This window comes from Candidatus Pantoea edessiphila, assembly GCF_002933345.1.
GTDB lineage: Bacteria > Pseudomonadota > Gammaproteobacteria > Enterobacterales > Enterobacteriaceae > Pantoea_C.
Genome location: NZ_PDKR01000004.1, coordinates 31,960 through 45,141, shown reverse-complemented (window position 1 = coordinate 45,141; position 13,182 = coordinate 31,960). Strand labels below are relative to the sequence as shown.

Below are 13,182 nucleotides of genomic sequence, written 5' to 3'. Positions count from 1 at the left end.
TTTTTTAAAATTAAAAATAATTATTCATTTTATATTTTAAATAAGAATACTGTATTAATATTAAATAATAATATTTTATTGATATTATTTTTAATTAAATTATATGTATTACATATTAACTTATCAAGGATAGTATCTTATTTAAAATAAGATTAAGTAATGGTTTTAATATTGCCATATTAAAATAAAATTTAATAAATAATAAAAAATATAATCATTAATTTTTATTTAGTAATTATGGGAATTAATTATGTTTACATATAGGCAAAATAAATTAATTAATAATGTATCATTAAATAACAGTATAATTTATGCAAAGAAATTTAATTTAATAAAAATAATGCCACGTAGTTCATATCGAAAAGACATTGGTGTGTTTAATAAAATTATACCGTTCTTTGGTAATGATATGTGGACTTTATATGAATTATCTTGGTTAAATAATAAAGGATTACCACAAGTAAGCATAGGGAAAATAGTATTTAATTGTGATAGTAAAAACATCATAGAATCTAGCAGTTTGCAATTATATCTTAGTAGTTTTACTCAAATAAAATTTAATAACTGGAATGAAATACGTAAAATATTAGAATACGATTTAAGTATCTGTTCTGAAAGTAAAGTTGATGTATCACTATTTCGTTTAAATGAAATAAAAGTACATTCTATAAATAATTTTAGTGGTTATTGTATTGATGAACAGGATATAGAAATTGAAGATTATTTTATTAATCCTAATTATTTAGAAGGATCAGTAAGAAATAGGATAGTTAAAGAAACACTAATTAGTCATTTGTTTAAATCTATTTGTCCAATTACTAATAAGTCCAATTGGGGTTCAATTATGATTTATTATAAAGGACCAAGTATTAATTATGCATCACTACTTCGTTATCTAATGTCATTTCGTAACCATAGTGAATTATATGAACAATGTATTGAAAGAATATTTAATGATATTTCATATTTTTGCAACCCTACAGAATTAACTGTTTATGCTAGATATATACGTCGCGAGGGTATAGAAATTAATTCTTGGCGTAGCAATATATCTTTTTCTCCAACATGTTTACGTTTAGTAAGACAATAATATAAACAGAGTTTATTATATTTATAAAAATATTTATCAATAAGATATCAATTTACATTAAACATTGTTATAAAATCTATAGAAATAAAAAATTAATTTTAAATTACTATTGAATATAGAATTTATATAATTTAATAAATTACTTTATTTAATTACAATATTTGTTATAAATATAAAATTAAAAAAATTTGCAATAAACTTTAATAATAAGTATACTAATGGTATTATCTTAGCGCGGGGTGGAGCAGTTTGGTAGCTCGTCGGGCTCATAACCCGAAGGTCGCTGGTTCAAATCCAGTCCCCGCAACCAAGGTTTAAGTTTGCTTATAGTATTTTGAAAAATCATCTTTTCTTAAAAAACAAGTCATATCTCAGATTATAAATTATCTAATAAAAGATTGGTTGTTTTAATTTTAAAATATAATTTGATTATCAATAACTAAAAAAATTAGATAATTTTTTTGATTTATCTATATGATTATTAATTTTACATTGTTATTATTAATACAATTATTTATCAATTAAGGTAAGTTATTTCCCCCTTTTCTTATATGAAATATTTGAGTAAAAATATCTATTAAATAAATTAGTTGAAATATTATTTTTAAAAGAGTAGTTATATGTGAAAAAACGTAGCAATGAAATAATGCGCAGCTTTCGACATACCGTCCCCTATATTAATAGTCATAGGGGTAAAATATTTGTTATTATGCTTAGCGGAGAAGCAATTGCTCATAATAATTTCTACAATATTATTAATGATATTGGTTTAATACATAGTCTTGGAGTTCGTCTAGTTTTAGTTTATGGTGCACGTCCACAGATAAATACAATTATGTCTGAATATAAAATAAAATCTATTTATCATAAGTGTACTCGTATTACTGATAAAAAATCGCTTGAAATAGTAAAACAAGCAGCAGGTCGTCTTCAGCTTGATATTACATCTCTATTATCTATGTCTTTAAACAATACTCCCTTACAAGGAGCAAATATTAATGTTGTTAGCGGTAATTTTATTACTGCTCAGCCATTAGGTGTAGATGATGGTATAGATTATTGCCATGGAGGAAAAATTCGTCGTATTGATGAAAGAGCAATTCACCGTCAATTAGATAACAATACTATTGTTTTATTAGGACCAGTAGCCGTTTCTGTGACTGGAGAAAGTTTTAATTTAACTTCTGAAGAAATTGCCTCAGAAATAGCAATTAAACTTAAAGCTAAAAAAATGATAGGATTTTGCTCCAAACAAGGGGTTGTTGATGATAAAGGAGATATAATATCAGAGTTACTTACAAAAAATGCCGAATTACATATGTATATGTTAGAAAGTAAAAAAAATAATTATTTATTAGAGATCATACGTTTTCTTCGTGCAGCAATTAATGCTTGTCGTAGAGGGGTACATCGATGTCACTTAATTAGTTATCAAGAAGATGGTGCCTTATTAAAAGAACTATTTTCACGAGATGGCATTGGTACACAAATAGTAATGGAATCTGCAGAACAAATAAGAAAAGCTACAATTAATGATATAGGCGGAATTTTAGAATTAATCCGTCCTCTTGAAAAACAAGGTATATTGGTACGTCGTTCACGTGAACAATTAGAGATTGAAATTGATAAATTTACAATAATTAAAATAGATGATTTAACCATTGCTTGCGCAGCATTATATCCTTTTTTAGATGAAGAAATAGGTGAAATGGCTTGTTTAGCAGTTCATCCTGATTATCGTAACTCATCTATAGGTGAAATATTATTTAAATATATATCAGTACAAGCTAGTCAATTAGGATTGAAAAAAATATTTGTTTTAACTACAAGGAGTATCCATTGGTTTCAAGAACGTGGTTTTAAACCAGTAGGAATTGAATTTTTACCAAAAAGTAAAAAAGAAATGTATAATTATCAAAGACGTTCAAAAATTCTTATGATAGATTTAATTTAAATATTCAATTTTATACTTTAGATAGAAATAATCATGTATTATAAAATAATAAAATATTTATTTATTTTTACCAATTAATATATCCAATTTTTGGATTGAATTTTTATCTGTAAATATTTTAATAATACCATTACTAAGTAAATTTTCACTTAATCCTTTTAAAAACAAGTAGAACACACCACCAAAATGTTTTTCATAACTATAGTCATTTAATCTATGTTTAAGATAACGATGAAATGCCAAAGTACATAATTGATTTTTAAAATTAAAACTCCTGTTAAAAATTTTGCTTTTTATGGATTGAGCTGTATAACAGATGTTATGGCTGCCCAAATAATCTAATCTGTAATAGAGCAAATAGTATTTATTATGCCAAATAAATACTAAATCTATATAACCTTGAATAATACCTTGCTCTTTATCAAAGCTAATATTATTTTCATATTTTGATAATTTATCTTTATTACTCAATAATCTATTTAACCCTGATATAACTGCATTATTTTTAATCATAAGAAAAAATTTAAAATCATTGAGATAATCTGTTTCTTTCATATTGATAAGACTTAAACCTTCTGAATTAAGTGGTTTGCAAAGTATTATTATTATCCATTTATGGATATCAGATAATAGTTCTAAAGAATATCCACATCTATTTAATTGATATTCTAACCATGATTTTTTAGGTATTGTATTTAAATTCATAGACTTAAATAAAGAAATTATAAAAGTGTTAAATTTTAAATCATTTGGAAAATGACTAGTTACTATTAAAGAACTTTTTTCCTTTATTAAAGAGTTTTTCTTTACATAATAGTTAATTAAATTATTTTCATCAAAGTCAGATGAAAAAGTAAATTTACCAATTTCATTTTCTTGTTCAGGATATATATTACTTTGGCAAAGATCTGACGAAATTCTATTTAACTTAAGATTATTTAAAGTAGTGTCAATGATTTTTTTTTCTTGCCATTTTTTATTGGGTTTTAAATCAATATCAATTGCTTTTATGTTTATGTATTTTAGTTCGCTAATATAATCTTTTAATTGTTTAATATTGGTATATTTATTGCATTTTAATAAATAACCAAGTGCAGTTTTGTATAAATCATTTGTATTTTTTTTTGTGTTATATCCTCCTTTTATAAAAGTTCCAATACCAATGCTACAGTGATAAATAGATCTAGTGACTGCTACATAGAAAAGACGTAAATCTTCAGCCATTCTTTCTTTAAATGATTGTATATCGTTTACATCTTCATTTGTATTTAAAGAGAGACCATTGTTATTATTGCAATAGATATTATTATCATGTTCCATAAAACTCACAGCAAAAGGTAACCATGTTAAAGGATATTGTAAACCTTTTGATTTATGTATTGTAATAATCTTTATAAAGTTACAATCTTCTTCTAAACGTAATTGCTGATTGGAAATCTGATTATTTGGTTTGTTAATTTGTTCGAAAAAAAAATTTAAAAGATCATTTGGACCAATTAATACCATAGATTCTGCTTGTAATAATTCACTAATATGCATTAAATCAGTTAATCTACGTTTACCATTCTCTGAAGCTAATATATTTTCTGCTATATTATATTCTAATATAATATTACGAAACATTGGCATTAAACCATATTTTTGCCACAATAATTTCCATCGTGAAAACTTTTTAATTAAGACAATCAAATTGTTATTTGATAATGATTCAATAGTTTTTGAATCAATTGAAAACATAGAGGTTGCTAAGGCAGTACGTATTAGTTGTTCTTGTGTTGGAGATTGTATTGCTTTTAATAGATAGAAAAATTCACGTGCTTCTACAGTGCTATAAACGCTATCAAATTCAGATAAATAAACTGATGATACAGAAAATAAATTGAGTGCATTACGAATTAAATTAGCTTCTCTACGATTTCTTACTAATACTGCAATATCTGAAGGTTGTAATAAATGTAATTTATTATTTTTTTTTAAAAAAAAAGCTTTTTTTTTATTTTTAGCTAATAATAGATTACTTATATCAGCAGCACACTGTTTTGCAATATCATATTCATAATCCATACAATCAATATTATTGACTGGATGTATCCAAATGTTCAATGAAGGATATTTATTTCCATTAAAAATAAACTTTATTTTTTTATTATCAATAGCAGATTTAATTGGTATAAAAGGAATTTGTGGCGACATGAATGGTAAGGTTATTTTTGAAAATAAGCAATTTACACTCTCAATCATTTCTGATGAAGAACGCCAATTTGTATCTAAAGTATAAATATCACTAATTTCGCAACGCATATTAATATAAGAAGATATATCTGCACCGCGAAACGAATAAATTGATTGTTTTGGATCACCAATAATTATTAATGATTGATTTAATTTTTGCTGGATGTAAATTTTTTGGAAAATTCTATATTGTTTTAAATCTGTATCTTGAAATTCATCAATTAGAGATACTGGAAAATAAGTACCTATATTACGAGCTAATAAATCACCCTTAGAGCTTTGTAAAGCTTTATCTAATTCATGTAATAAATCATCGAAACTTAATAAACCTTGTAAATGTTTTTCTTTATTTATAGAAATAGTAATTTCAGCTAGAGCTTTTTTTATAAAATCTTCTCTTAGTGATATAGGATTAATAAAAAAACTTTCTATTTCTTTAAATAATCTAAAATCAATGATTTTATCATTATCTTTATTTTTTTCATTAATTATAGATTGTCTAAATCTTTGAAGATCTTTTGGTATTGTGTAATCTAAAGTTATACTATTTGCCCATACTGTTATTTTATCAACCCAATTTTTTAAATTTTTATTATTATAAATTCTTTTATTAATTTTAGAAGAATTTAGAATTTTTAATATATTATTATTATGATTTATCCATATATTTTTTATAGAATTAATTTGATCTAAATTATTTTTGTGTTTTAATTCTAAAGTTTTATCTAAAAAAGATAAACAATTGATAATATCATTTTTTTTTCGAAATAAAGGATATAAAGTAAATAATAGATCTTCCGCATTATTCCATTCATTTGAAATGATACGTGCTACATCTAGAGATATAGAACAAGAGAGATTATTCCAAAAATTCAGAGTAATTTTTTTAAACAATGTATATTCATCTGATAATATTTTATTCCTAAATGACGTATTTGATTCAAAATCAAAAAATTTTAGAACTTTTCTACAAAAACTGTGTATTGTATATATAGCTGCGTTGTATATATTTTTTTCTGCAAAAAATAGTCTTTTTATAGCTTGTTTATTATCATCGATTTGCTCTAACAATAATTGATGCATAGGATTAAAACTTCTTCCTTGAATACAACTCAATCTTAATTGATGGATATCATTACGTATACGTTTACGTAACTCAATTGTAGCTATTTCTGTAAAAGTTACTACTAAAATTTCTTCAACAGATAATGGTCTATAATATTCATGTTTTTTATTAAGGCCTAACAATAATCTTAGATATAATAAGCTAATAGTAAAAGTTTTACCTGTTCCAGCTGAAGCTTCAATAAGTATATTACCTTTAATTGGAAGTGTTATAGGATTTAATATTTTCATATTTAACTCATTCATAAAATAACAATTTATTATCTTTAATAATTTTCAAAAAATCAAATTATTAGTTATTATGTAATTAGATATGATAAATTTTAAATATCTTTTTGTGCTTGAAGTACTGGTAAATACCAACTCTTTGTAGATTCAATTATTTGTTCTATTTCTATATCACCTAAAGTACGATATAAGCGTTTCATATAAGGATCTATGTTTTCTCCATTTGATATTTTATATTTACCATTCCAAGCTGTTAACAAACGATTATATGCTTTTGCTTGAACATTTTTGTCAGTTATTAATTGATTTTCCTTTTTGTCATAACAATATTTTAACCAAGCATTAGCACTTTTATTCAATAAAGGTATTGGTTGACTCATTCCGTAATGATAACCGGCAATATAACGATTTAAAAATTCAATAGCTTTAGTTTGAGATATATTATCGAAATACCAATAGCTTTTATCAAGACCAAATATTTGACTAATACCAGAACCACCCATTGCACAATATACAACATGTTCCAGCCAAAATGTCAATCCATCTCTGATGGTAAGTACATCAGGATATCCACGCAATAATCCATATTCTTGTATTTGGTTTAATGAACCTATTAAAGTTAGGTTGTTAATTTTTAAATTAATTTCCAAATTTCTACTTTTTTTGATATCACTGCAGGAGATTTTTGATACTATTTGTTGCATTGTTTCTTGCTGAGATTGCCAGAATAATTCTGAAAAAACTCCAGGAGGTAAATTACCAACTGTTTTATTATGAATATAAAGCTGTTGAATAGCATTAATATTATTTTCTACCAATGCGTTTAATAATTGCGATTTAATCTCATAATATTTTAAATTATTACAGAGATATGATTTATTTTTTGATAAAACATGTTCCTTTATATAGAAATGAACACCTAGTCTTTTATTAAACCAAGCACGTATGGGATGACGCCAAAAATATAATAATTCCTTTATATTTAAAATTCTGATTTTAGGTACATCTATAGCTTTGATAAAACTAGATTGTGGAATACCTGTACCCCGTGCTGATGGTAACCACTCATAAGCAAAACTTTGTGTTTTTGAATTATATTTAAAATTATTTGGTGCAAAGGGTGCTCTAGTATGATATATCATTAAATGTTTTTGAATATTTTTATTATTTTTATCTATTTCAATATTTTCATCTCCTTTTAGATAGAAGTTTTGTTCGATATATTCTAATAACTCTGTTATTAAATTAGAAGGATACAATTCTGTACTATCTTGCATAGACCAACCAATATAACTTATATAAAGTGTATTTTTAGCGGAAATTATAGTTTCAAGAAATAAATAACGGTCTTCTTCGATATTATTAAAATCTCCTTTATTTGGTTGTTTATACATTAAATTAAATTCAATTGTATTTGACCTACGTGGATATTTATCATTATTCATTCCTAATAAACATATTACTTTAAATGGGAGAGAACGTGTAGGCATTAAATTGCAGAAATTAATTTTTCCTTTAAGGAAATCTTTACCCAAGAGCTGATTACTAAGATTAGTATATAAAATCTCACGCAATAATTTAATTGAAATTTTTTTAGAAATTATTTTTATTCCAGATTGTATTAATCTTTCCCAATTATTTTCTAATAACAATAAAATTGATTCAGATTCATAAGTTATACTAAAAAAATTATTAATTAACTGTTTACCTATAAATAACCAATCTTTTAAGAAATAACATTTTGATAATGTTATATTTAATTTATTAAGTTGGAAAATTAGATTGGTTAAATTACTTAATAAAATCTCTAATAATTTTTTTGTTGTTATATTATGAGGCAAAAATTTTTGTGAGTAGTTTTTATTTTTATTAATGTATTTTAATAAGTTTACTTTAATCTCATTAAGTAAAATATGATAATTTTTATCATATTTATGCATAGATATTCTTTTTAACTCATTCAATTTTTCATAGGTATTTACATTATTAATTAAATTTTGTAATAGTATTAATTGGTTTTCATCTATAGAAAAATGATGTGATAAAGATTTTATGTCTAACATAGCCATAATATCTTCAAAAACATAATTATTATCTAAAGATAATAATCTTAAAAAAACAATAATTATTGGATGTTCGTTAATGGCACGACGATCTAAAATTGTAAAAGGCAAATATCTATCAACTGATGTATTGGAGAATATTGCTTTAATAAATGGTATATATACGTCAATATCAGATGCCATAACTATTATATCGTCTATTTTAAGACTAGAATCATAATTTATTAATTTTAATAAATAATCTTGTAATGCTTCAATTTCACGTGCAATATTGTGACAAACATTAATAGAAATAGATTGGTCACTTGTATCTATACATTGTTTTTTATTATTACATCTTAATTCATTATAATTTAAACCTATAATAGAATTATTCTTTAAATTAAGGATATCATCTTGAATATAGTTTAATAAATTATTTTTTTTTATATTAACAAAAGCATCAATATGATTGTTAGGTTCTAATTGAGTCAGAAAACAAAGGCTATCGCAACCTATTTTTCCCCATGATACCAAAAGAGGATTGTTAATATGCTGTTCATATGTTTCTTTTAAATATTCTGATATATCATCAAAATAATTTTGATCTTTTTTATTAATAAAATATTGCTTGTTTTTTGATTTTTTTGACAAAAATTTATAATTTTGAATATCTCCCCAATAATTACAACATGGGTTTTTAAAAAAGCAATGAATATCAATAAAATCACTTATTGTATTTAAAATTTGCATGTGATAGGGAGAAAATGCAGATACATCAAAAATAAATAAACGTTGAGGTAAAAATTGTAATGTATTTTTAGTATTTTTTATTTTTTTTATACAAAGAGAATAAAAATTATCAGATTGATATAAAGATCTTTTTGATTTTTTCGTATAGTTAGAGATTAAATCTCTCCAAATGGCTGATTGCCATAATTGTTCATCACCAAGTTTGCTAACAAATTTACTACATTCCCAAATGTTAAGCCAATTGGGTCTGTAAATTAGATATTTTTCAAATATACTTGATATACGTAAACTAAATTGAAATAGATTAGTTTCATTTTTACAACCATCTAGGTAATCTGTAATAAAACTAAATTCATTTTTCTTTAATAAGAACGGCATTCTACATATAATCATCCAAATGACATCATTTTTATTAAAAAATTTTTTTACTGGAATATCAGGTATTACAGTACTAATTATACTCCATATAAATTCTGTAAATATAATAAATTTAATGTTTGCAGCAATATCAAAATTTAATGCTATTTCTTTTCTCAACCATCTAGCCATATATAAATTTTGTATAAGCATTACTTCAGATTTAAAAGGGTTTTTAATAGGATTGCTTTTAATAGTTTCATTTAATAACGTTCTAAGAACATCAAGTTGATTTGAATGATATACGTAAAACATAAAATTACTATATAGCTATAGGTGCTTTAATATTTGGATAAGGATTGTAATCCTTAACTTCAAAATCACTACTACGATAATTAAATATAAAATTAGCTTTTCTTTTTATAGATAAATTAGGTAACAGACGAGGTATGCGAGTTAATTGTAAACGAGCTTGGTTTAAATGATTATTATATAAATGAACATCACCTCCAACCCAAATTAAATCACCAACATTTAAATCGCATTGCTGTGCTATCATATGAACTAATAATGCATAACTTGCAAGATTGAAAGGTAAACCAAGAAAAACATCACATGAACGTTGATATAACTGACAAGATAGCTTATTTTTTGTTACATAAAATTGAAATAGAACATGACAAGGTGGTAATGCCATATGATTTAAATCACCTACATTCCAAGATGAAACAATAATACGACGTGAATGAGGAGTAAATTTTAACTGATTAATTACTTGTGTAATCTGATCAATTTTACCTTTTTTTGTTTCCCAGTTTCGCCATTGTTTACCGTAAATAGGTCCTAAATCTCCTTTTTCATTTGCCCATTCATCCCAAATAGAAACATTATTTTTTTTTAGATATTTTATATTAGTATCACCTCTTAAAAACCATAACAATTCATGAATTATTGATTTAAAATGACATTTTTTAGTAGTAATCAAAGGAAAACCATTGATTAAATTTAAACGTATTTGATAACCGAATACAGATATAGTACCAATACCAGTGCGATCTGGTTTCGATGATCCTTTCTCTAGTATATACCTTAACAAATTAAGATAATCTTGCATTTATTCCTTTTCTTTTAAACGAATGTTAGACCAAATAATAATTATGCCACCTATTATCACCATTGGTATTGATAAAATCTGTCCCATACTAATAGTATTATAAAAAAATCCTAATTGAATATCTGGTTCACGAAAAAATTCTGCTGTAGTCCTAAAAATACCATAACAAATTAAAAAAAGACCAGATGTACTACCTATCGGTCTAGATTTTTTAATAAATATATTTAATATTAGAAATAATAATATACCCTCAAGAAAAAACTCATAAAGCTGTGAAGGATGACGTGGTAATGCACCATAATAATTTAATAATTCTTGATATCTTGGATTATCCAAAGCAAATAATAAGTCTTCATGATATGCATTAGAAAACATCATTGCTAGAGGAGATTTTAAAGTTACCCTACCCCATAACTCACCATTGATAAAATTACCTAAACGACCGGCACCTAATCCAAATGGAACTAAAGGAGTTATGAAATCTGAAATTTCTAAAAACATATATTTATTTTTATAACTAAAGTAAATAATTACTAAAACAACACCTATTAATCCTCCATGAAAAGACATACCACCCTCCCAAATCTTAATTAAAGATAAGGGATCTTCGATAAGCAATGGCAGATTATAGAATAACATATAACCAATTCTGCCACCTAAAACCGCACCAAAAAAACAAAAATATATTATATTTTCTAGTTCTTTTTTTTTCCAATTATTATAAATATTATGAATACGACGGTTAGCTAACCATAAAGCAAAAATTAATCCCACTAAATACATTAAACCATACCAACGAAAATCTATTGGTCCTATGGAAAAAATAATAGGATTTATTTTAGGGAAAACTATATATTTTATACTCATTTTTTGAAGTTATTCATTTTTTATTGAATTTAAATAAAAGACGATACTAAAAAAGTATCAAATAAAATAGCAATTTAAATTAATTATATAAAAATTATATTTTTCATAATTAATATCTGAAAAATTTTCATTACTGTACGTTATACTTATTTCTTAAATAATACAACATGATGTAAAGTATACCAACAATTCAATATTGTTGATCAATTAATTCAATAATTTTAATATAATGAATATTAATCTAATTTAATTTTTATTATCTATTAATTAAGGAAAAAACCCTTTTTATTTTTGCCCTATGCATAATGGTTTCTCAATTAATTTCGTTAGTCTTTTTTGTAATTTATAACTTAAGCAGTTATTATTGTGTACTAATATTCATAAGTCTTTTTTAGATAATCTTATTACTTAAAATAAGTATAGACATATCGCTTTTTCAGTTGTTTTTTTACGTAACTTTAATGCCTATTATAAGGACATTGCCAAAAATCTTTCTAAGATGTTTGAACCATAACAGCTATCTTTTTTTGTTACATATAATAATTACGATACTATACTATATTAACATAAATTTAAATAAATTTTGTTTGTAAGAATTAGTTTATTAAAAAAACCATTTAATTAAATGGTTTTTGTTAAGTTTATATTGTTATAATATAAAATATATAAGCAACTGATAGTATATAATTTATTTTTAATAACAGATAATTATACAAATTTAATTAACATAAATCTATGAATTTTTTTTTAAATAAGCCAAAAAATAAAATTACCTTATTTGCTAGAGCTCAAGCTTTAGCGGGATTTACAATAGGAAATTTAGCAGCTAATGCTGGTTTAGAAATTCCATACAACTTAAAAAAGGATAAAGGATGGATTGGAAGATTAATAGAGTTATACTTAGGTGTAGATTCAAAAAACAAAGCTGAGCAAGATTTTGCTCATCTTGGAATAGAATTAAAAACCATACCAATAGACTCATATGGTAATCCAATTGAGGATACTTTTGTCTGTTCAGTTCCGTTGATAAATAATATCGGTATTACTTGGGAAACTAGTAATATTCAAAATAAATTATCTAGCATTTTATGGATTCCTATAGAAGGGAAAAAAAATATTCCTTTAAAAATGCGCAGAATTGCAACATCTTTACTATGGAGTCCTAATATAACAGAAAATACTATATTACGTAATGATTGGGAAGAAATTATAGAAATGATTGTTTTAGGTAAAATTGATAAAATTGCTTCCTATCATGGAACTTTCTTAAAAATCAAGATTAAAGCTGCTAATAACAAAATATTAACTAAAGCAATTAGTGACAAAGGAAAAATTATTTTAACTTTACCTAGGGGTTTTTATTTAAAAAAATCTTTTACTAAGATCATTATATCAAATCATCATTATTAATGATGATAAT

General features: G+C 24.2%; 7 protein-coding genes and 1 tRNA gene. 4 read left to right on the top strand and 4 right to left on the bottom strand.

The annotated features are described in order from the left end of the window. Positions 1-250: 250 nt before the first annotated feature. The 3 genes from queF (at position 251) to argA (ending at position 3,044) form a co-directional block, all read left to right on the top strand. Positions 251-1,090, top strand: coding sequence for an NADPH-dependent 7-cyano-7-deazaguanine reductase QueF (gene queF / locus CRV09_RS02935; RefSeq protein ID WP_136132646.1), 840 nt, complete (start codon positions 251-253; stop codon positions 1,088-1,090). Between the two features lie 233 nt (positions 1,091-1,323). Next, a tRNA-Met gene (locus CRV09_RS02930) sits at positions 1,324-1,400 on the top strand. A 336-nt stretch (positions 1,401-1,736) separates the two neighbouring features. Further along, positions 1,737-3,044 carry an amino-acid N-acetyltransferase gene (argA, locus tag CRV09_RS02925; RefSeq protein WP_241973713.1) on the top strand — a complete coding sequence of 436 codons (1,308 nt, stop codon included), beginning with the start codon at positions 1,737-1,739 and terminating at the stop codon, positions 3,042-3,044. A 57-nt stretch (positions 3,045-3,101) separates the two neighbouring features. Here argA and recB read toward each other — a convergent pair whose 3' ends face one another. The 4 genes from recB to lgt form a co-directional block, all read right to left on the bottom strand. Further along, a complete protein-coding gene (gene recB / locus CRV09_RS02920) occupies positions 3,102-6,632 on the bottom strand; it encodes an exodeoxyribonuclease V subunit beta (protein WP_158675185.1) in 3,531 nt (1,176 codons plus the stop codon). A 92-nt stretch (positions 6,633-6,724) separates the two neighbouring features. Further along, complete coding sequence (gene recC / locus CRV09_RS02915; protein ID WP_136132643.1) at positions 6,725-10,096, bottom strand: exodeoxyribonuclease V subunit gamma; 3,372 nt, start codon at positions 10,094-10,096, stop codon at positions 6,725-6,727. A 7-nt stretch (positions 10,097-10,103) separates the two neighbouring features. Then, the gene (gene thyA, locus CRV09_RS02910) at positions 10,104-10,895 is read right to left on the bottom strand and encodes a thymidylate synthase (protein ID WP_136132642.1); all 792 of its coding nucleotides are present in this window, start codon (positions 10,893-10,895) and stop codon (positions 10,104-10,106) included. Continuing rightward, positions 10,896-11,762, bottom strand: a complete 867-nt coding sequence (lgt, locus tag CRV09_RS02905; RefSeq protein WP_136132641.1) for a prolipoprotein diacylglyceryl transferase — start codon at positions 11,760-11,762, stop codon at positions 10,896-10,898. Between the two features lie 735 nt (positions 11,763-12,497). On the opposite strand from lgt, the gene mutH reads away from it, so the two are divergent. Continuing rightward, positions 12,498-13,172, top strand: coding sequence for a DNA mismatch repair endonuclease MutH (gene mutH / locus CRV09_RS02900; RefSeq protein ID WP_136132640.1), 675 nt, complete (start codon positions 12,498-12,500; stop codon positions 13,170-13,172). Positions 13,173-13,182 lie beyond the last annotated feature (10 nt).